Raw genomic sequence first — 19,462 nt, 5'->3', positions numbered from 1 at the left:
GTACGGCACCCTGGGCGTGCTGACCATCGCGGCCGACAGGGATCCCCGTCCGCGTCGCATGGACCTGATGACCGCTGCGATCGCATCGGTGCGAGGCCTGCCGCTTTACACGCGAAACGCGGATGACTTCAAGGGACTGGAGGGCGCGGTGGTCGTGGTCCCGGTCTGACCGGGGTCCCGTCACCGTTGCCGCAGAGGAGGGGCATCCCGCTGGCGCCGCGCTGCGGGTGCTCATGTCATCCGGGAGCAGACCGGTGACCGGGATGGGTCCGGGTCAGAGGAACCGGCCCCGATGGAACAGCAGCGGCGGCCCGTCTTCGGAAGCTGTCCCCAGCGCGTCCACCCGCCCCACGACGATCAGGTGGTCGCCGCCCGTGTGCACCGCCTGGATCGTGCAGTCGATCCAGGCGGAGGCGCCCGCGAGGCGTGGGGAACCGGAGACCGGGGCCGCGTCGTAGCTGACCCCCGCGAACTTGTCCGCGCCGCTCTTCGCGAACCCGCGGCACAACTCGCCCTGCTCGGCGCCCAGGACGTTGACGCAGAAGACGCCCGCGCGGGCGATGAGCGGCCACGTCCTCGACGTACGGCCGACCATGAAGACGACGAGGGGCGGTTCGAGGGAGAGGGCGGAGAAGGACTGGCAGGCGAAGCCGGCGGGGGTGGTCTCGCCTTCGGCCGCCGGGGCGGTGACGACGGTGACGCCGGTCGCGAAGTTCCCCAGTACGCGCCGGAATTCGGCCGGGGCGACCGGTGCCCGCTCGTCCTCGCTGACCGCCCGTAAGTCCGGCCGGGGCAGCGCTTCGACGGGGCCCGCGACGGCGGGTGCCGCTGTTGGTGCCCCGGCCGACCTGAGATACCGGACGGCAGCTGCCGCCATTCCCGCTTGTCCCAACATACGTCCATTGGAACTGACGAAGCGTCAGAAGTGAAGCCCCACAGGGTAGTCAGCTCCCTCTGTAGTGCGGGCTGCGGCGCTCCACGAAGCTCGCGACGCCTTCCTGCGCGTCGGCCGTCGTCATGTTGATCTCCTGGGCGGTGGCCTCGGCGGCGAAGGCGGTGGCGCGGTCGGCGTCCAGGGAGGCGTTGATCAGCTGTTTGGTGAGGGCGAGGGCGCGGGTCGGGCCGGTGGCCAGGCGCTCCGCCCATTCGCGGGCCGTCTTGTGGAGGTCCTCGGCCGGCACGACCCGGTTGACCAGGCCCAGGCGCTCGGCGTCCGGGGCGGTCAGCGCGTCGCCGAAGAACATCAGTTCCTTCGCGCGCTGCGGGCCGATCAGGCGGGGGAGGAGATACGCCCCGCCGCCGTCGGGGACGAGTCCGCGCCGTACGAACACCTCGATGAACCGGGCCTGTTCGGCGGCCAGGACCAGATCACAGGCGAGGGCGAGGTGGGCGCCCAGGCCGGCCGCCGTGCCGTTCACGGCGGCGATGACCGGTTTCTCGCAGTCGAGGACGGCGGCGATGAGGCGCTGGGCGCCCAGCCGGATGATGCGGGCCACGTCACCGGCGACCCGCTCCCCGGCGGCCTGACCACCTCCTCGCAGGTCCGCGCCCGTACAGAAGCCGCGGCCCGTGCCCGTCAGGACGACCGCTCGTACGGTGGGGTCGGCGGAGGCGTCCGAGAAAAGTTGGATGAGGCGTTCTCGCTGGTCAGGGGTGATGGCGTTGAGGGATTCGGGGCGGTTGAGGGTGATCCACGAGACCTGATTGTCAGTGGCGTGCAGTACCAATGAATCAGCCAATTCGGCGGATATTTCCGGCGTGCTGGATTCTTCGGGGGAGGAAGTCATGGGGGTGCTGCTCCGTTTCTCACGGTGGCTAGAGCGGCGGCTGGTTCACGTCCTGGCCGGGCCGGCCGGGCCGGCTGTCCTGGTCCTCCGGACCCGGTCCGCACACCGCCAGCGCGTCGAGCGCCACCGCCCCCTGCCCCCTGGGCAGCACCATCAGCGGGTTGATGTCGAGCTCCGCCAGCTCGTCCCCGAGTTCCAGCGCCATGCGCTGCACCCGCACGACGACCTCGACGAGCGCGTCCAGGTCGGCCGGGGGGCGCCCCCGGACCCCGTCGAGCAGGGCACGCCCGCGCAGCTCGGTCAGCATGTCCCGCGCCTGCTCCTCGCCGAAGGGCGGCACACGTACGGCGGTGTCCCGCAGCACCTCCACGAGCACGCCGCCGAGACCTACCGTCACCGTCGGGCCGAACAGGTCGTCGTGCGTGACGCCGACGACCATCTCGACGCCCCGCTCGACCATCTGGCACACGAGTACGCCGTCCAGGTCCACGCCCTCGTAGCGGGCGATGTCGGTCAGCTCGCGATAGGCGTCCCGGACCTGGCTGGCCGAGGTCAGCCCGATCTTCACCAGCCCGAGTTCCGTCTTGTGCGCGATCTGGCCGCCCGACGCCTTCATCACCACCGGGTAGCCCACCAGCCCCGCCGCCCTGACGGCCGCCGCCGCGCTGGTCACCAACTGCTCGCGTGGCACCCGGATCCCGTACGCGCGCAGCAGCAGCTTGGCCGCGTGCTCGCTCAGCGCCTCGCCCGGCCGCATCAGTGCCCGCGCCTTGCGGAAACTGGGCGACGGGGTGCGCGGAGCCTCGTCGAAGGGGGAGCGGTACGAGGCGGTGAACCGGGCGTGGTCGAGGTGGGCGCGCACGGCGGTCACGCAGTTCGCGAAGGTACGGAAGGTGGCCACCCGGGAGGACCCGAGCAGCGTCTCGCGGTACGCCGACTCTGTGCCGACCGGCGATCCCCAGATCACGCACACCAGCTTGTCCGTCTGCTCGGCCGCGTCCACGAGGTCCTGTGCGAGCTTGTCGCTCATCGGGGGGAAGGGGCCGGTGATGGGACAGACCAGGACGCCCACCGCCGGGTCGGCGAGGATCGCGTCGATGATCTTCCGGCCGCGCCAGTCGCCGACCGGATGCCCGCCGCTGTCGACCGGGTTGGCCACGTTCAGGTAGTCGGGTATCCACTGGTGCAGCTCGGTCTGTTTGGCGGCCGACAGCGGCGGCAGGCTCAGCCCGGCCTCGGTCGCCAGGTCCGCGAAGTGCGCGCCCGTGCCGCCGGAGATCGAATAGACGGCGACCCCGTCGGCGAGCGGACGGCGGGCGCGGGCCAACAGGGCTGAGGTGTCCTGGAGTTGGTCGAGTCCGTCGACGCGGATCACGCCGTACTGCCGCATCGCCGCGTCCACCACCTTGTCGGCGCCGGTCAGTTTGCCGGTGTGGGAGGCGGCGGTGCGGGCGCCGGTCTCCGTGCGGCCCACCTTGACCGCGACGACCGGTACTCCGCGCCGGGCCGCCCGGTCCGCTGCGAGGAGAAAGGAGCGGCCGTCCTTGAGGCCCTCGACGTAGCAGGCGATGGCGCCCACCTCGGGCCGTTCGGAGAAGTAGGAGATGAAGTCGGCGGTCTCCAGATCGGCCTCGTTGCCGGTGGGGGCCCAGTGGGAGAGGCGGATGCCGAGTTCCTGGAGGGCGAAGACAGGGCGGCCCTGGTGGCCGGACTGGGTGATGAGGGCGATCGCGGGGCCGTCGAGGTCCTCGCGGAAGTTCTCGAAGGCGTTGAGGTTGGTGTTCGGGCCGAGGAGCCGGAGGCCGGAGCGGCGGACGGCGGCGGACAGGCGGGCCTGTGCCTCCGCGCCCGCCTCGCCGGTCTCCGCGAACCCGGAGGCGAAGGCGACGGCGAACTTCACCTTTGCCTCGGCGAGTTGCTCGACCACGGGAAGGGGGTCGGCGACCAGGAGCACAGCGAGATCGACCTGCTCGGGCAGGTCCGCGACGGAAGGGAAGCAGGGGATGCCGAAGACGGCCTCGCGGGTCGGGTGCACCGGGTGCAGCCGGGCACCGACCCGCTCGGCCCACGCCAGCAACTGCCGGGTGATACCGGTGTTCGGCCGCCCCTCGGTGTCCGAGGCACCGATCACCGCAAGGGACTCGGGCCGGAAGAAACGGTCGAGATCGGGCACGCCGGCGTACAACGGCCGGCCGCTGACGTCGAGATCGTCGACATCGGCCGGCCTGCCGTGCACGACCGGCGAGGGCTGCTCGCCGCAGGCGATGACCCGGGCCCGGCGGGAGTCGGTGGTGAGGGTGCCGTGGGTTGATCCAAGCATCGGTCCACCCGATCCTGTGTGACAGCCAATAAACTGACGCAGTGTCAGGTTACTGAACTGACGCTCCGTCAGGAATGGCTGTGCGGGCAAAGTTGGACAACCGATGCCTGTGGTCATGGCCGAGCCGGCTTCGGCCTTCTGCGCAAGCGAGTCCTGCTCGCCTGATGTTTTCCCTCAGGGGCGCTGTGCTCCCAGGTCGGATTGCGGGGCGGCCCGACACGTCGGTGGGATCCCCATCGCTCGGGCTGCCTTCGTGGCCTCGCGGAGAGGCTCAGGCCTCGTCGAGTTCGGTGAGCAGGGCGAAGGTCAGTGCGTCGACAGGGCGGGGCTTGCTGTCGGACTCCTCGCTGAAGGTGTTCACCATCATCACCACCGCCGTCATGCTTTGCCTGCTGAACGCCGCACAGGTGCTGAATCCGCCGGTGCCGCCGTTGTGCCAGATCACAGTCCGGCCGCCGGGCAGCGTGCTGAGATGCCAGCCGAGCCCGAGCCGCAGGTTCTGGTCGACGGTGAAATGAGGACGCTGGGTCAGTTCGATCGCATCCCGCAACGGCGAGCGCTCCGGGCGCAGCTGGGCGCCGAGAAAGCGGAGCATGTCGTTGGCGGTGCTGTAGACAGAGGTGCCTGCACCGGTGTGAACGTGATCGTGCCAGTCGGGCACGGGATCCCCGGCGAGATGACCGACGGCCTTGCGGGAGGCCATGTCCGGCCTCAGGGTCGTCGTCGTGTCGGGCAGGCGCAGCGGCGTGGTCACATCGCGCTTCAGCATCTCAGCCACGTCGTCGAAGGCCAGCGACTGTCCGAGCAGTCCGAACCCGAGGTTCGAGTACTCGTAGGTGCTGCCCGGCTCGGTGCTCAGCGTCGTCTCGGCCAGGCCGACGGCCAGGTCGTCCAGCGTGTAGTGCGCGTACGGGTCGTAGGGATCCGCTTCCGCCAGGAGGTTCGGAGGCAGCGAGGGCAGACCGGAGGTGTGGGTCGCAAGGTCGACCAGCGTGATCCGTCGAGGGCCCTTGCGCGGGATGCGGAACGCGGGGGGCAGAACGAGCGGCGCGTCGAGGCGGACCGTGCCCGAACACACGGCGCGCGCGAGAGCAGTGGTGGTGAGGGTCTTGCCGATCGAGCCGAGCTGGAACACCGTCCTGCCGCCCGGTGCGGGGCCGTCCTGGGATGCGCCCGCCGCGTATCCGTGTGCGTCACGGATGACTCCGCACACCACGCTCGGGCTGCCGGCGGCCAGTGCACGGTCCAGGTATCGCCGCACCCGCGCGGCCAGGTCGCCCTCGGCCGCCGTGCCGTTCCCGGCCGCCGTGCCGTTCCCGGCCGCCGTGGCGTTCCCGGGTAACAGCGACACACCAGCCCCGGCTGCTACCGCGCCCAGTAATTTCCGTCGGTTCACGAACCACTCCTTGTCATCGAGTTCGGTGCCGGCAACACCGCGGACAACAGCACGAGCAGCGGTACCACTCTGCCTGCGGGCACCTGGTAGTGCCCACGTCCCTCGGCCCGGAGCCAGCCGGCGGCGGTGAGTTGTTTGAGGTGGTGGTAGAGCTGTCCGGTGGTGTTCAGTCCGGCTGTCTCCTGCAGTTCGGCCGCGGACCGGGTTCCTCGCAGCACCGCACGCAACAGGGTGAGCCGCACCGGGTGCCCCAGGGCGGCGTATGGCGTGGCGTGATCCGCCCAGTTCGCTTCGAGCAGTTCCTCCGCCGGCGTGCCTTGCTGCCATTCGTAGTGTTCGCCTGTGGGCAGGTCCAGCGCGCCGGCGAACAGCACCTGCCCATCCCCGGTGAGCCGCTGGCGCAGCCCCTCAAGTGCCCAGAACACATCGTTGGGGGGCACGTTCGGTCCCAACTCCAGCCGCGCCACTCGTTCTTCGAGCGTGGCGACTCGCTCCAGCAGGGATTCATCAGGCATGAGCCCGAAGTTACGTTATTCCGGAATAACAGATCAAGCCCCTGGGGGAGGCGTGAGTCCGGGGCTGTCGTCAGGCAGGCAGCCGGGCGGCCTGGCGTTCGCCGTCCCTGGCGATGGCTTTCGCGATCTTCACCGCGTCGATCGCCATTTCGCGGAACATCCCGCTGATGGGGTTGGTGTAGCCGGTGAAGAAGAGGCCTGGCGCGTTCTTCGGGGTGCGGGGCCCGTGGACGACCGGCTTGCCGCGTGCGTCGAGTACGTCGAGGTGGCCGACGAGGTCTTCCAGACCCCGGAGGTATCCGGTGGCGGCGACGACGGCGTCCGGTTCGAGGCGCTCACCGTCGGCGAGGACGACCTTGCCGTCCTCGAACGCTTCGACGGCGGCCACGATCTCGACCCGGCCCTTGCGTACGGCGTCGATGAGGCCGACGTCCTGGACGGGGAGCGAGCCGGCGTTGACGCGCGAGTACAGCCCGGTGTCGGGGCGGGGCAGCCCGTGGGCGGACAGGTCGGGCACGCTCAGCTTGGCCATCGGTCCGGCGAGCCGGTCGACGAGGCGCACCGGCAGCCGTCGTACGACGATGCCCGTGAACTGGGCCGCCCAGCCGGCCGTGGACCGCCGCACGATGTGCGGAGCGGTACGCACCGACAGCCGCACCCGCGAGGCCCCGCCCTCCGCCAGGTCTACGGCGATCTCGGCACCGGTGTTGCCGATCCCGACGACGAGGACGTCACGGCCGGCGTAGGGCGCGGCGTTGCGGTACTGGCCGGCGTGCAGCAGCTCACCGCGGTAGGCGTCGCGCCCGGGCCACTCGGGGATCCGGGGTGTGTGGTTCGTCCCGGTGGCGACGACGACCGCGCTGCCGGTCAGCTCGCGCCCACCGGTGGCGTGCAGCAGCCAGCCGGTGCCGTCGGCGGTCCGCTCGACCCGGGACACCTCGACGCCGGTGACGACCTCCAGCTCGTGGTGCTCGGCGTACTTGTCCAGATAGCGCACCACGTCGTCCCGCGACACCCACCGCCCGAACGAGCGCGGCATCGCCAGCCCCGGCAGCGAGGACAGCCGCCGGGTGGTGTGCAGATGCAGCCGGTCGTAATGCCGCCGCCAGGACGACCCGACCTTGTCGCCCCGCTCCAGCACGACAGCCCGCACACCCTGCGCCCGCAGCGCGTACGCGACGGCGAGACCGCCTGGCCCGCCGCCGATGACGTACACGGGAGCGGCAGATGACGGTGACGGTGCGGGTGAGTCGGCCATGTGCCTGAGCGTATTCACCTGCTCATTTGATAGGTCTCGGTCAAGACCGGAATTGGTTGCGGATTGATCACGGCTGTGGGGGGAGTGGGTGGGGCGAGTGGCGTAGGGGGCTTGGAGTGTGCTGGAACCGTGACGGCGAGGGTGAATGTCTGGAGCGTGTTCGATTGTCAGTGGTGGCCCATAGGGTCGACGCATGGCTGATCGCGACACTTTTGCGCCCCTGGTCTTCTTCGAGTACGACCACAAGCCCGGCAGTTTCTGCCTCATGCTCAGTGACCAGCACATGCTGGACACCGAGAAGGTCTTCACGGACCGCGGGTACGACGGCTGTGGGTACGGCTGGGCCGGCGTGGCGCGATCCGCGGTGCGCTCACGTGCCCCCGAACTGGCCGACCGCTTCGGCCTCGATCCCGAGGCGGGCATGTTCGTCGCGTACGGCGAGGACGCGGATGCCCTGCGGGCGCTGGCGCCGCTGCTGGTGCAGGCGCTTGAGGACCACCGTCTGCTGGGGGAGTTGATCGACGCCGGCGAGCCGGACTGGTTCGACTGAGGCAGTCCGTGACCGACGCGCGGGAGCATCCGCGGCCACTCCCGCCGCGGAAGCGCGGCAGTCACTTTGTTGGATGTGTCCGATTCCGGTGCGTGCGCACCTTGCGCGTACGGCATCTGTGCGCTGAACTGACGTACCGTCAGATTTCGCCATCCGTAAGGGAGTCCGCCGACATGGGCATGGACGGGGACCGGTTCGACATCCCAGAGATCGACGCCTTCACGCGGCCCTACTGGGACGCGGCGGCCGAAGGGCGGCTGCTCCTGCGGCGCTGCGGGGCCTGCGGGCGTGCTCATCACTATCCCCGCGAGTTCTGCCCGTACTGCTGGAGCGAGGACGTGACGTGGGAGACCGCGAGTGGGCTGGCCACGCTCTACACCTGGTCCGTCGTCCACCGCAATGACCTGCCGCCCTTCGCAGAGCGCACGCCGTACGTCGCCGCTGTCGTCGACCTCGACGAGGGGCCGCGGATGATGACGGAGGTGGTGGACGGTGTGGAAGGCGAGTTGCAGGTCGGGATGGGGCTGGCGGTCGCTTTTCGGGAGGGTGTGCCGATTTTCTGTCCCAGAGGTGGGAGTCGCACAGCCGTACGGGCTTCAATGGGCTGATGGCCCATATCCATGAGAGGTCCCTCACCCACCCCATTCCCGAGTTTCCCGAACTGCTCGGTCACGGACTCCGGCTGCGGCAGTGGCGCGCGGACCTGGACACCGACGTCGACGCGTGGCTGCGCGGGCTGACCGACCCGGACTTCAGGCGCTGGAACACCCCGATGAAGCCGGTCACCGACCTCGACAGTGCCCGGGACTCCCTCGGCACCCGCTCCGGGACCGCGGCGGACGGCACCCGGGTGTCCTTCTGCGTCACGGACATCGGCACCGGCGCGATACTCGGCCACCTGGGCGTCAACGACATCGACCCCTTCTTACGGCTCGCCCACGTCGGCTACTGGGTCCTCCCCGAGGCCCGCGGCAAGCGCGTCGCCACCCGCGCCCTGGCCCTCGGCACACGCTGGGCCTTCGACAACCTCGGCCTGAACCGCCTGGAACTCGGCCACGCCATAGGCCACGACGCCTCCTGCCGCGTCGCCGAACACTGCGGATTCCGCTACGAGGGAACCCTGCGGGGCGCGATGTTCGAGGCGGAACGCCAAGATGTGTTCCGGGACGTACACCTGCACGGGCGAATCGCCCAGGACCCGGAGCCGGATCAGGGAGCGGGCACGCCTACGGCCAGAGCAACTCCCTGAGCCAACCGGCGTCCGAACGACGGTACTTGAGCCGTACGTGCCGCCGCTGGGCGTCTCCCTGGAAGAACTCGGCCTCGACCGGGCGCAGTCGGTACAGGGTCCAGGTCGGGGCGGGGGCGTCCGGGTCGCGCTGCGCTCGTTCCCAGGCGTCCTGGGAGGCGTGGGCCAACTCGGTCACCGAGCCCAGTACTTCACTCTGGCGGCCGGTCAACGCGGCGGCCAGTGCTCCCGTCGAGCGGGCGTGCAGGTCGGCCTGTGCCTCTGTCGAGGGGGCGGACTCGACGGGGCCGCGCAGCCGGATCTGGCGGCCCAGTGCGGGCCAGTAGAAGTGGAGCGCCGCGTACGGTCGTGCCGCGAGTTGGCGTCCCTTGCTGCTCCCGGAGTGGGAGGCGAAGGACCAGCCGTCGGTATCCGCGCCGTGCAGCATGACGGTGCGTACGTCGGGCAGGCCGTCCGCGTCCGACGTGGCCAGGGACATGGTGTGCGGCTCGATCTGCCCGGCGGCCACCGCCTCCGCGAACCAGGCGGTGAAGAGGGGGAGTGGTTCGGTGGGGGCCGCGTTCGGGTCGAAGGCGGGCAGGGCTGTGACCTCGGGGGACCACACCCGCAGGGTCCTGAGCAGTTCGTGAAGATCCGGATCCGGTTCCATGGGACGAGTATCGCGGTACGTGCGGGTACGTGCTGATACGAGGGTCACTCCTCCCGGCAGGCGACATACGTGTCCGCGGGCCCGTACAGAGCCGTTGCCGCGCCCGTCGACAGGGCCCAATAGCGGTCGCCGTAGGACCAGTGCCACCACTCCGTGGGGTAGTTGGCGAAACCTGCCGTGGTGAGCGCGGCCGACAGGACGCGGCGGTTGGCGCGGGCGGTGGGGGAGATGCCGGGGGCGTCCGTGTAGCAGGCGCCGTCGCTCTCCTCCGGGCTCGCGTTCACCGGGGTGCCCAGGTCGAGTTCCGTGCCGGAGGCGGTGCACAGGGTCAGGTCGACGGCGGCGCCCGCGACGTGCGGGCCGATCTCCGGCGGGGAGAGCGAACGGCTCGCCTGGGTACGCAGATACGGCTCGGGCCAGTCGGGGTGGGCCGCGCGCAACTCGGCCTGGTACCTGTCGAAGTACTGCTGCTGCAGGACGAGCGGACGGTAGCCCTCGATGGCCAGCAGACGCAGGCCCTCGGGCAGCAGATGGGCGGCCCGGGCCAGGCGCGCGGCGGCGCCCTCGCGGAGCAGGGCGTAGGCGCCGGCCGGGTCGGCCAGCCGGGTGTCGACGCGCAGGTAGGGCAACTCCCTCAGATCCACGAGTGGTTCATCGCGTTCCCGGACCGGGATGCCGGCAACACGCGGGTCGTTCATGAGGATGATCTCGGGCATGGCCCTCCTGTGGAGGCTGCGGGAGTCGAGGTGCACGGACTCCGGGGACGGTCGGCAGACCGTCCCCGGATGTCCCCGTCGCGTGTGCTGTTGTGTGTGCTGTCGCGCGGCTGGTTACCGCTTCTTGGGCGACACGTAGCCGACGACGTCACCGGCCTTGGTGTTGTACCGGTTCGTCCGCTGGTAGACGCCCTCCGTGCCGCCGGAACCGGTCTTGGTGGTGTTGCCCTCGACGGTCGTCAGCTTCTTGGTCGTCTTGTTGTAGCCGACGACGATGCCGATGTGATCGACGTCCCAGCCGTTGCGCCCGAGGCGCGGTCCGTTGCTGCCCCAGTCGTAGAGGACCGCGTCGCCGACCTTCGGGACGTAGGAACCCCGGGCGTGCCAGGTGCCGATGGAGTTGCGGGCCCGGTAGAACGAGCCGGCGAACGCGTCGGTGTTCTTCGTCCTGGCGCCGGAGTTCTTCCAGACGTAGCGGACGAAGTCGGCGCACCAGCTGTTCGTGCGCCACTGCAGCCCGCCGACCTTCGTGCAGTTGCCGACCGTGCCGCTCTTCGGGTCGGTGGCGACGGCGCTGTAATAGTTGCAGTTGCCGGCCTTCTCGCGGTTGCGCGGCGACATGGTCACCTGCTTCTTCGCCGTCTTGCCGATGGCCTTCTGGAGCGGCGTCTGCGCCGCTGCCGCGGCCGGTGCGGCCGACGGTGTGAGCGCTTCCGCCTGTGCCGTCAGCGTCCCGCCCGCGAGGGCCGAGATGAGCAGAAGGGCGGCGGCGGTGCGTCGCGCGGGCGGCTTGGTCATGCTGGGCATTGGAGGTCCTTTCCCCGTTGAATCTCCGTCGGTGCCGGGGGAGTTCGGGTTGTTGCTCCCGTTTCCTTCCGACACCAAGAAGCTTCGCGGGGGCCTCTGCAACTTCTCTGTAAGTCCTCTTCAAGGCTCTTCAAGGCTCGTTGCGCTCCCGTGCCTCGTACGCGCCGAACACCTCGCCCGCCTCCGCCCGCAGGGCCCGCGCCTCTCGTTCGTCGCCGAGGGCCTCCCGCAGGGTCGCCAGGGAACGCAGGGTGCGGGCCCGGGGAAGGGGCAGGCTCAGGGTGTCCCACAGGGTGACCGATGCCGAGAGGTGGGTTTCCGCGTCAGCCAACTCCCCTGCCGCTAGGGCGCATTCGCCCAGGGTGCGGTGGACCAGCGCCTCGCCGTACCGGTCGCCGTACCGCCGGCACACGTCGAGCAGTCCGGCCAGGTCCGCCGCCGCTTCCCGGGTCCGTCCCAGCCTCAGGCGTGCCTTCGCCCGAGCCTGGGCCGAGTACGCGCTCATCAGGCGGTCGCCGAACTCCTGGAGAATCGCGAGGGACTGGCCGGACAGTTCCTCGGCCTTCTCGTACTCCCCGAGCGCCCGGTGCAGCAGTCCGTACGTCCGCAGGACGAGCGCTTCGCCGCGTCGGCTGCCGAGGCGGCGATACGCGGCCAGACCCTCGTCGAGGACGGTGCGGGCGGCGGCGTACTCGCCGAGTTCGACATAGACGGACCCGGCGTACCGGCAGGTGACGCCGAGTCCCCTCAGGTCGTCGAGCCGTCTGAAGTCGACCATGGCGCGGCCTAGTTCGTTGGCCGCCTCCAGTAAGCGGCCCTGCTCACGGTGGGCGGTGCCCAGGCCCGCGAGGGCCGCCGCGTGTCCCCGTACGTCGCCGAGGTCGTCGCACAGGCCGACCGCCTGCTGGAAGTAGCCCACCGACACGGCGAAGTCGTCCTGCTCGTACCGGAGATGGCCGAGACCGATGAGCAGCCGGGCCTCCCCGGCGCGGTCCTCGGCCCTGCGTACGGCGGCCAGCGCCGCCTCGTGTGTACGCGACCACGCGTCGAAGCGGTTGTTGACGATGTAGGCGGACGAGCACAGGGTGATGGCGGCCTCGTAGGCGAGCGCGTGCAGGTCCATGGCGGCGGCCCGCTCGACGGCGAGGCTGATCGCGTCGGACTCGGCCTCGAACCACCTGGCCGGGTCGGCCAGCGCTGCCTCGGCGGCCCGGTCGGCGACCGGCCAGAGCGTGCGCGGGGAGTGGAGCACGACCTCCCCGGAGGGCGCCGCGGCGGTTGCCCGGCCGGTGAGCCACAGCCAGCCGCCGAGCGCCCGGCCGAGGGCGGCGGCCCGCTCGGCGTGCGAGTCCTCCGCCTCGGCGCGCTCGACCGCGTACACCCGTACGAGGTCGTGCAGCCCGAAGCGCGGCTGGCCCGCCGGGTCGGTCCCCGTGAAGTGCAGCAACTGGGCGTCGATGAGCTGCTCCACGACGTCCTCCGCCTCCGGTGCGTCCAGCAGCGCGGCCGGCACCCAGGGGGCCACGTCGGATGCGCCGAGCAGGCCGAGCCGGCGCAGGGCGGTACGGGCGGGGGCGTCGAGGGCGTCGTAACTCAGGCCGAGTCCGCTGCGTACCTCCAGGTCGCCGACGGCGAGTTCGTCGAGGCGGCGGCGCTCGTCGGCGAGGCGCTCGGCGAGCCGGTGCGGCGTCCAGTGGCTGCGGGTCGCGAGGCGGGCCCCGGCGATGCGCAGGGCCAGCGGCAGCCCGCCGCACAGGTCGACGATCCGCCGTGCCGCCTCGGGTTCCCGCCCGACCTGCGCGTCACCGGCGATCCGGCCGAGCAACTCGATCCCCAACTCCACGTCTAAAACGTTGAGTTGGGTGAGGCGCGCGCCGTCGAGGCCCGCCAGCCTGGCCCGGGACGTGATCAGCACGCCGCAGCTCGCGCCGCCCGGCAGCAGCGGCCGTACCTGTGCCTCGCTGCCCGCGTCGTCGAGGACCAGCAGGATCCGGCGTCGGGCGACCAGGCTGCGGAAGAGGTCGCCGCGTTCGGCGAGACCCTCGGGCGGTTCGGCGCCCAGCGCCCGCAGCAGCCGGCTCAGCACCTCGCCGGGCGGCACCGGATCGGCGAAGCCGTGCAGTTCGGCGTAGAGCTGGCCGTCGGGGTAGGCGTCGGCCAGCCGGTGCGCGACCTGCACGGCGAACGCGGACTTCCCGATGCCGCCGGGCCCGGACACGACCGCGATCGGCATCGCCTCGCGCGGTCCGCCGGACAACAGGGCGTCCACTTCCGCGAGTTGCCGCGCGCGGCCCGTGAAGTCGCTGATGGCGGGCGGGAGGAGGGAGAGGGAGGCGCGGGGCAGCGGCACCACCTCGGGCGGGCTGCCGATGCCGGCGCCCACTTGTGCAGGGTTCGCCGAGCCGGTCGGGTTCACCGAGCCTGCTGCGCCTGCTGCGCCCGCTGCGCCCGCTGCGCCGGCCGAGCCTGCTGCGCCGGCCGAGCCTGCTGCGCCGGCCGAGCCCGCCAGGTTCGCTGCGCCGGCCGAGCCCGCTGCGCCGGCCGAGCCCGCTGCGCCGGCCGAGCCCGCTGCGCCGGCCGAGCCCGCTGCGCCCGCTGCGCCCGCCAGGCCCGCCAAGCCCGCCGGGTTCGCCGAGCCGGTCGGGTTCGCCGAGTTCACCGAGCCCGCTGCGCCGGCCGAGCCTGCCGAGCCCGCTGCGCCGGCCGAGCCCGCCGAGCCCGCTGTGCCCGCCGAGCCCGCCGGGTTCGCTGCGCCGGCCGAGCCCGCTGCGCCCGCTGTGCCCGCCAAGCCCGCTGAGCCCGCCGAGCCCGCCGAGCCCGCCGGGTTCGCCGAGTCGGCCGAGCCCGCAGAGGTCACAGAGCCCGCCGCTTGCGTCGTTTCCTCCGGGGCAAGGTTGCCGGCGTCCTCCCTGCCGGTGGCGTTGATCGGTATCGGTATCGGCATCAGCTTCTCGTCCGACCGCAGGATCGCCTCGTACAGCCGCCGCAGTTTCGGGCCCGGATCGATGCCGAGTTCGTCGGCGAGTACGGCACGTCCCTCGGCGTACAGCGTGAGCGCGTCGGCCTGGCGGTCCAACCGGTAGAGGACGAGCATCAGTTGGCCGCGTAACCGCTCCCGGGTGGGGTGGGTGCCGACCAGGGCGGTGAGTTCGGCGGCCAGGTTCTGCTCGTTGCCCGGTGTCGCGAGGTCGGCGGAGATCCGGTCCTCCAGGGCGGCCTGCCGTGCCTCCTCCAGCCTTTCGGCCTCGACGCGCAGGGCCTCACCGACTCCGCCGAGTGCCGAGCCGTGCCACAACTCCAGTGCCTCCCGGAGGAGTTGGGAGGCGGCACGGTGGTCGCCGGCGGCGGCGTGGTCTCGCCCGAGCGCGGTGAGCCGCTCGAAGTCGGCGAGGTCGATCCGGGCGCCGTCCGTGTGCAGGAGATAGCCGGGCGGGCGCGTCTCGATCGGGTCGGGGCGCGAGCCCGTACTCGGGTCGGTGCCGGTGGGCAGCGCGCGGCGCAGGCCGGAGACGTATGTCTGGATCAGTGCCCGTGCCGTGTCCGGGGGTTCGTCGCCCCAGACCGTGTCGATCAGGGCGCGAGTGGAGACGACCCGCCCGGGGCGCAGCAGCAGCGTGGCGAGCAGGGCACGGGGTTTGGGCCCGCCGAGCGAGAGACGGTGGCCGTCGGAGCGGGCCTCGACCGGGCCGAGCAGTCGGTATTCCAGGTCCACCGAGCCCCCCAATTCTACACACAACGTGCACATGTCATTTCCGGGCGGAAATGGCAGCGTACGCATCGGGTTCGTGGGAGGTCACGGAGAACACGCGAGGGCATGGCGGGTAAAGACAACGAAAAACGTCCAGGTCGGCCCGTACGTATGTACGGGCCGACCTGGACGTCATGACTCAGTCCGGCTCAGCCGACGCCGACCGCTGGGGTCGGACGTGGGTCGGACGAAGGTCAGACGAGGTCGAACCGGTCCAGGTTCGACACCTTGACCCACGCCTTGACGAAGTCCTTGACGAACTTCTCCTTGGCGTCGTCGCTCGCATAGACCTCCGCGACCGCGCGCAGCTCGGAGTTGGAGCCGAAGACCAGGTCGGCACGGGTGCCGGTCCACTTGACCTGGCCCGAGGCGTCGCGGCCCTCGAAGGTGTTCTGGTCCTCGGACGTGGCCGTCCACTCCGTACCCAGCTCCAGCAGGTTGACGAAGAAGTCGTTCGTCAGCTTGCCCGGGGTGTCGGTGAAGACGCCGTGCGAGGAGCCCTGGTGGTTCGCACCGAGGACACGCAGACCGCCGACGAGGACGGTCAGCTCGGGGGCGCTCAGGTTGAGCAGGTTGGCCTTGTCCAGCAGCAGGTACTCGGCGGGAAGGCGGTTGCCCTTGCCGAGGTAGTTGCGGAACCCGTCGGCGGTCGGCTCCAGGGCGGCGAAGGACTCGACGTCCGTCTGCTCCTGCGTCGCGTCCACGCGGCCCGGGGTGAAGGGGACCTCGATGTCGAAGCCGGCGTCCTTGGCCGCCTTCTCGACGCCCGCGGCACCCGCGAGGACGATCACGTCGGCGAGCGAGACCTGCTTGCCGCCGGACTGCGCGGCGTTGAAGGACGTCTGGACGCCCTCCAGGGTGCGCAGCACCGTGGCGAGCTCGTCCGGGCTGTTGACCTCCCAGCCGGCCTGCGGCTGGAGGCGGAGACGGGCGCCGTTGGCGCCGCCGCGCTTGTCGCTGCCGCGGAAGGAGGACGTGGCCGCCCAGGTGGTGGAGACCAGCTGGGACACCGTGAGGCCGGTGGCGAGGAGCTGCGCCTTGAGGGCGGAGACGTCGGCGGCGTCGACGAGCTCGTGCGTCACCGCGGGCAGCGGGTCCTGCCACAGCAGCGTCTCGGACGGGACCTCGGGGCCGAGGTAGCGGACGACCGGGCCCAGGTCACGGTGGGTCAGCTTGAACCAGGCGCGGGCGAAGGCATCCGCGAACTGGTCCGGGTTCTCGTAGAAGCGACGGGAGATCTCCGCGTACGCCGGGTCGAACTTGAGCGACAGGTCGGTCGTCAGCATCATCGGAGGCTTGGACTTCGAGGCGTCGTGGGCGTCCGGGATGGTGCCCGCGCCGGCGCCGTCCTTGGCGACCCACTGCTGGGCGCCGGCCGGGCTGTGGGTCAGCTCGTAGTCGTACTCGAACAGGTTCTTGAAGAACCCGTTGCTCCACTGGGTCGGCGTGCTCGTCCAGGTGACCTCAAGGCCACTGGTGATCGCGTCGCCGCCCTTGCCGGAGCCGTGCGTGCTCTTCCAGCCGAAGCCCTGCTGCTCGATCGGGGCAGCCTCGGGGTCGGCGCCGACGGCGTCCGCCGGACCGTTGCCGTGGGTCTTGCCGAAGGTGTGGCCACCGGCGATGAGGGCGACGGTCTCCTCGTCGTTCATCGCCATGCGGCGGAACGTCTCGCGGATGTCGCGGGCCGCGGCGATCGGGTCCGGATTGCCGTTGGGGCCCTCCGGGTTGACGTAGATGAGGCCCATCTGGACGGCGCCGAGCGGCTCCTCCAGGTTACGGTCGCCGGTGTAGCGCTCGTCGTCGAGCCAGACCTTCTCGGGACCCCAGTACACGTCCTCGTCGGGCTCCCACACGTCGGCACGCCCGCCGCCGAAGCCGAAGGTCTCGAAGCCCATCGACTCCAGGGCCACGTTGCCCGCGAGGATCATGAGGTCGGCCCAGGAGAGGTTCTGGCCGTACTTCTTCTTGACCGGCCACAGCAGACGGCGGGCCTTGTCGAGGTTGCCGTTGTCCGGCCAGCTGTTCAGGGGGGCGAAGCGCTGCTGACCGGCGCCACCGCCACCGCGGCCGTCGCTGATGCGGTACGTGCCCGCGCTGTGCCAGGCCATCCGGATCATGAACGGGCCGTAGTGCCCGAAGTCGGCCGGCCACCAGTCCTGCGAGTCGGTCAGCACCGCGGCGATGTCCTGCTTGACGGCAGGGAGGTCGAGGGTCTGGAACGCGGCGGCGTAGTCGAACTCCTCGCCGAGCGGGTTCGAGACGGCCGGGTTCTTCGCGAGGATCTTCAGGTTCAGCTGCTCGGGCCACCACTGGCGGTTGCCGCCGCCCTGCGTCGGGTGCGGGGCACGCGTGTGCGCGACCGGGCAGCCACCCGTTCCCTCGGTTTTCGCGTCGGTGACGATCGCGTCATGGTTCTCAGACATGGGAATCCTTCCGGACGGGGCAGATCTCGGTGCTGCTCACGACTGCGCTCTCAGGAACTTGGGGGTGGGGGGTGGGGGACGCTGGGCATGTGGAGGAGGTCACACACGCCGTCACGTCTCTTCTGTCTCCTGCCGCACTGGAGTCGCTTCCTGTCCCTTGGCTCCCATGGCTCCCTTGGCCATCGCCATAAGCGATCCTACAATGGACAAGGTCCAAGTCAAGAAGTGTGACAAATCCATATCCTATCGGAACCCGGACGTCCACTGGTAAAATCCGCGTATTCCGCCGAACCTGAATAGGTGAACGATATGAGCGACCTGCTGGAGCGACTGCGTGGGCGCGGCTGGCGCATGACTTCCCAGCGGCGTGTCGTTGCGGAGGTCCTCGACGGCGAACACGTCCATTACACGGCCGACGAAGTGCACGCCCGCGCGGCCCAGCGGCTGCCGGAGATCTCCCGCGCGACCGTCTACAACACCCTGGGCGAGCTGGTCTCCCTCGGGGAGGTCATCGAGGTCGCCACGGACGGCCGGGCCAAGCGCTACGACCCGAACGCGCACCATCCCCACCACCACCTGATCTGCTCCAACTGCGGCACGATCAGGGACGTCCACCCCACCGGCAACCCCCTGGCGGACCTCCCCGCGGAGGAACGCTTCGGCTTCACGGTGTCCCAGGTCGAGGTGACGTACCGGGGGCTGTGCGGGGCCTGCGGGTAGGGGAGACGTAGGGGAGACCCTTTAGTACGTCCCGTACATCCCCGTACGTACGTTCAGTACGACGGTTGCCTCGGCGTCATGCCCGCAACCCGTCGCACAGCACCGCCAGTGCCAGGCGCGGGTCCGCTCCCGCGTTCGCCCGGTGCCGCAGGGCCAGCAGGATGCCCGAGAGGATCGCCATCAGGTCCGCGATGCCGATGTCGGCGCGGATCGTGCCGGCGGACTGGGCGCGGGTCAGCAGGTGGCCGATCGCGCGGTGGAGGTCGGCGGAGGTCGCGTCGACCGTCGCCCGGACCTCGGGGCCCGCGTGGGCGATCGCGTCGATCAGGTCCGCCTTGGTCACCGCGTCCGTCACCAGCCGGTCAAGCACCGTGAACAGTGCCGCGCCCGGGTCGTCCGCGTCCCGCAGAGCGTGGGCCTCGGTGAGGAGCGGGTCGAGGCGCTCGTGGACCACCGCCTCGAACAGGCCCTCCTTCGTGGGGAAGTGCCGGTACAGCGTGCCCGGCCCCACACCCGCCCGGCGCGCGATCTCGTCCAGCGAGACCGAGAGTCCCTCGGCGGCGAACGCCTCCCGGGCCACCGCCAGCAGCCGGTCCCGGTTGCGGCGGGCGTCGGCGCGCAGGGGCCGGTTCTCTGACGCCATTTACGGGGTCTCCCTCGTCGTGGACCTCGTCCTGAACCATATAGACCATATAAGCGGGGCGCTCTCTCCGGTACGGTGAGGGTAACCGGGGCGCACTCTCCGATTCTGGCTCCGGCACCTGCCCCGTAACCCGTAAGGAGAAGCCCGTGGCCACCCCTGACGCCCCCGCCACCCGCACGGCATTCCTCGCCCTCGACTACGTCACCTACATCGTCGACAACTTCAGCCACGACCCCTCGGTCGCCGAGCGTGCCGCACACGCCCTCGCCGCCGCCCGTACGGCCGGGCTGCCCGTCTTCCATGTCGTCCCGCAGGGCATGAGCGAGCAGATCCACCCGCTCCTGGCCCCCGCCGAGGGCGAGACCGTGCTGACTAAGACCAGCTTCAGTGCCTTCGCCACCACCGACCTCCGCGAGCAGTTGGAGGCCGCCGGGGTCGGCCGGATCGTGGTCGCGGGCGTCGCCACCTCCGGGACCGTGCTGTCCACCACCAGGTGGGCGGTCGACACCGGACTCCAGGTCACCGTCTGCGCCGACGCCTGCGACGACCCCGACCCCGAGGTCAACGCCGTACTGCTCGACGAGTCGGTCGCCCCGAAGAGCTGGATCGGGCTGTGGCGCATCGCCGACGTCCGGCCGGCGGACGAGATCCCCGAGCTGTGGGCGGGTGTGACGTGAGTTG

At 70.8% G+C, this 19,462-nt stretch carries 18 protein-coding genes; 6 read left to right on the top strand and 12 right to left on the bottom strand.

All coding sequences use genetic code 11. The features are described from left to right. Positions 1-16 precede the first annotated feature (16 nt). Positions 17-169: a hypothetical protein gene (locus OG734_RS20280; protein WP_330288940.1), complete on the top strand. Its 153-nt coding sequence runs from the start codon at positions 17-19 to the stop codon at positions 167-169. A gap of 105 nt (positions 170-274) precedes the next feature. Here the strand turns inward: OG734_RS20280 and OG734_RS20275 are convergent, their stop codons facing one another. The 6 genes from OG734_RS20275 to OG734_RS20250 all read right to left on the bottom strand — a co-directional run bounded on the left by OG734_RS20275 (position 275) and on the right by OG734_RS20250 (position 7,276). Then, on the bottom strand, positions 275-895 hold the full coding sequence (locus OG734_RS20275) for a flavin reductase family protein (RefSeq protein WP_330288939.1): 621 nt from the start codon (positions 893-895) through the stop codon (positions 275-277). Positions 896-944: 49 nt separating this feature from the next. After that, on the bottom strand, positions 945-1,787 hold the full coding sequence (locus OG734_RS20270; RefSeq protein ID WP_330288938.1) for an enoyl-CoA hydratase/isomerase family protein: 843 nt from the start codon (positions 1,785-1,787) through the stop codon (positions 945-947). A gap of 28 nt (positions 1,788-1,815) precedes the next feature. Continuing rightward, on the bottom strand, positions 1,816-4,107 hold the full coding sequence (locus OG734_RS20265) for an acetate--CoA ligase family protein (protein ID WP_330288937.1): 2,292 nt from the start codon (positions 4,105-4,107) through the stop codon (positions 1,816-1,818). A 271-nt stretch (positions 4,108-4,378) separates the two neighbouring features. Next, positions 4,379-5,503 (bottom strand): serine hydrolase domain-containing protein, encoded by a 1,125-nt coding sequence (locus OG734_RS20260; RefSeq protein ID WP_330288936.1) that lies wholly within the window; start codon positions 5,501-5,503, stop codon positions 4,379-4,381. Beyond that, the gene (locus OG734_RS20255) at positions 5,500-6,018 is read right to left on the bottom strand and encodes an ArsR/SmtB family transcription factor (protein ID WP_330288935.1); all 519 of its coding nucleotides are present in this window, start codon (positions 6,016-6,018) and stop codon (positions 5,500-5,502) included. The genes OG734_RS20260 and OG734_RS20255 overlap by 4 nt, the downstream gene beginning before the upstream one ends. 70 nt (positions 6,019-6,088) lie before the next feature. Continuing rightward, positions 6,089-7,276 (bottom strand): flavin-containing monooxygenase, encoded by a 1,188-nt coding sequence (locus OG734_RS20250; protein WP_330288934.1) that lies wholly within the window; start codon positions 7,274-7,276, stop codon positions 6,089-6,091. Between the two features lie 193 nt (positions 7,277-7,469). Between OG734_RS20250 and OG734_RS20245 the strand changes: the two genes are divergently transcribed. The 3 genes from OG734_RS20245 (at position 7,470) to OG734_RS20235 (ending at position 9,075) form a co-directional block, all read left to right on the top strand. Further along, the gene (locus OG734_RS20245; protein WP_330288933.1) at positions 7,470-7,826 is read left to right on the top strand and encodes an immunity 51 family protein; all 357 of its coding nucleotides are present in this window, start codon (positions 7,470-7,472) and stop codon (positions 7,824-7,826) included. Between the two features lie 179 nt (positions 7,827-8,005). Further along, positions 8,006-8,434 (top strand): Zn-ribbon domain-containing OB-fold protein, encoded by a 429-nt coding sequence (locus tag OG734_RS20240; protein WP_330293723.1) that lies wholly within the window; start codon positions 8,006-8,008, stop codon positions 8,432-8,434. Further along, positions 8,434-9,075 carry a GNAT family N-acetyltransferase gene (locus tag OG734_RS20235; RefSeq protein ID WP_330288932.1) on the top strand — a complete coding sequence of 214 codons (642 nt, stop codon included), beginning with the start codon at positions 8,434-8,436 and terminating at the stop codon, positions 9,073-9,075. The genes OG734_RS20240 and OG734_RS20235 overlap by 1 nt, the downstream gene beginning before the upstream one ends. On the opposite strand, the gene OG734_RS20230 is transcribed toward OG734_RS20235, so the two are convergent. The 5 genes from OG734_RS20230 to katG all read right to left on the bottom strand — a co-directional run bounded on the left by OG734_RS20230 (position 9,053) and on the right by katG (position 17,418). Then, positions 9,053-9,724 (bottom strand): pyridoxine/pyridoxamine 5'-phosphate oxidase, encoded by a 672-nt coding sequence (locus OG734_RS20230; protein WP_330288931.1) that lies wholly within the window; start codon positions 9,722-9,724, stop codon positions 9,053-9,055. The genes OG734_RS20235 and OG734_RS20230 overlap by 23 nt on opposite strands. 44 nt (positions 9,725-9,768) lie before the next feature. Then, complete coding sequence (locus OG734_RS20225) at positions 9,769-10,440, bottom strand: M15 family metallopeptidase (RefSeq protein ID WP_330288930.1); 672 nt, start codon at positions 10,438-10,440, stop codon at positions 9,769-9,771. Between the two features lie 114 nt (positions 10,441-10,554). Continuing rightward, a complete protein-coding gene (locus tag OG734_RS20220) occupies positions 10,555-11,238 on the bottom strand; it encodes a CHAP domain-containing protein (RefSeq protein ID WP_330288929.1) in 684 nt (227 codons plus the stop codon). 139 nt (positions 11,239-11,377) lie between these two features. Then, positions 11,378-14,959 carry an AfsR/SARP family transcriptional regulator gene (locus tag OG734_RS20215; protein WP_330288928.1) on the bottom strand — a complete coding sequence of 1,194 codons (3,582 nt, stop codon included), beginning with the start codon at positions 14,957-14,959 and terminating at the stop codon, positions 11,378-11,380. Positions 14,960-15,189: 230 nt separating this feature from the next. After that, a complete protein-coding gene (gene katG, locus OG734_RS20210) occupies positions 15,190-17,418 on the bottom strand; it encodes a catalase/peroxidase HPI (protein WP_330288927.1) in 2,229 nt (742 codons plus the stop codon). A 309-nt stretch (positions 17,419-17,727) separates the two neighbouring features. On the opposite strand from katG, the gene OG734_RS20205 reads away from it, so the two are divergent. Continuing rightward, positions 17,728-18,138, top strand: a complete 411-nt coding sequence (locus OG734_RS20205) for a Fur family transcriptional regulator (protein WP_330288926.1) — start codon at positions 17,728-17,730, stop codon at positions 18,136-18,138. A gap of 76 nt (positions 18,139-18,214) precedes the next feature. Here OG734_RS20205 and OG734_RS20200 read toward each other — a convergent pair whose 3' ends face one another. Then, the gene (locus tag OG734_RS20200; RefSeq protein WP_330288925.1) at positions 18,215-18,781 is read right to left on the bottom strand and encodes a TetR/AcrR family transcriptional regulator; all 567 of its coding nucleotides are present in this window, start codon (positions 18,779-18,781) and stop codon (positions 18,215-18,217) included. A gap of 146 nt (positions 18,782-18,927) precedes the next feature. On the opposite strand from OG734_RS20200, the gene OG734_RS20195 reads away from it, so the two are divergent. Then, positions 18,928-19,458, top strand: a complete 531-nt coding sequence (locus tag OG734_RS20195) for a cysteine hydrolase family protein (RefSeq protein ID WP_330288924.1) — start codon at positions 18,928-18,930, stop codon at positions 19,456-19,458. The last annotated feature ends 4 nt before the right edge of the window (positions 19,459-19,462 follow it).

Origin of the sequence: Streptomyces sp. NBC_00576 (genome assembly GCF_036345175.1) — a bacterium.
In the GTDB taxonomy this organism is placed as follows: domain Bacteria; phylum Actinomycetota; class Actinomycetes; order Streptomycetales; family Streptomycetaceae; genus Streptomyces.
This window is presented reverse-complemented; position numbering and strand designations above follow the sequence as displayed.

Excerpts from the sequence above, each read along its gene's own strand:
- OG734_RS20275 (WP_330288939.1), bottom strand. The coding sequence starts at position 895 with ATGTTGGGACAAGCGGGAATGGCGGCAGCTGCCGTCCGGTATCTCAGG.
- OG734_RS20270 (WP_330288938.1), bottom strand. The coding sequence starts at position 1,787 with ATGACTTCCTCCCCCGAAGAATCCAGCACGCCGGAAATATCCGCCGAA.
- OG734_RS20265 (WP_330288937.1), bottom strand. The coding sequence starts at position 4,107 with ATGCTTGGATCAACCCACGGCACCCTCACCACCGACTCCCGCCGGGCC.
- OG734_RS20255 (WP_330288935.1), bottom strand. The coding sequence starts at position 6,018 with ATGCCTGATGAATCCCTGCTGGAGCGAGTCGCCACGCTCGAAGAACGA.
- OG734_RS20250 (WP_330288934.1), bottom strand. The coding sequence starts at position 7,276 with ATGGCCGACTCACCCGCACCGTCACCGTCATCTGCCGCTCCCGTGTAC.
- OG734_RS20245 (WP_330288933.1), top strand. The coding sequence starts at position 7,470 with ATGGCTGATCGCGACACTTTTGCGCCCCTGGTCTTCTTCGAGTACGAC.
- OG734_RS20240 (WP_330293723.1), top strand. The coding sequence starts at position 8,006 with ATGGACGGGGACCGGTTCGACATCCCAGAGATCGACGCCTTCACGCGG.
- OG734_RS20235 (WP_330288932.1), top strand. The coding sequence starts at position 8,434 with ATGGCCCATATCCATGAGAGGTCCCTCACCCACCCCATTCCCGAGTTT.
- OG734_RS20230 (WP_330288931.1), bottom strand. The coding sequence starts at position 9,724 with ATGGAACCGGATCCGGATCTTCACGAACTGCTCAGGACCCTGCGGGTG.
- OG734_RS20225 (WP_330288930.1), bottom strand. The coding sequence starts at position 10,440 with ATGCCCGAGATCATCCTCATGAACGACCCGCGTGTTGCCGGCATCCCG.
- OG734_RS20220 (WP_330288929.1), bottom strand. The coding sequence starts at position 11,238 with ATGACCAAGCCGCCCGCGCGACGCACCGCCGCCGCCCTTCTGCTCATC.
- katG (WP_330288927.1), bottom strand. The coding sequence starts at position 17,418 with ATGTCTGAGAACCATGACGCGATCGTCACCGACGCGAAAACCGAGGGA.
- OG734_RS20205 (WP_330288926.1), top strand. The coding sequence starts at position 17,728 with ATGAGCGACCTGCTGGAGCGACTGCGTGGGCGCGGCTGGCGCATGACT.
- OG734_RS20200 (WP_330288925.1), bottom strand. The coding sequence starts at position 18,781 with ATGGCGTCAGAGAACCGGCCCCTGCGCGCCGACGCCCGCCGCAACCGG.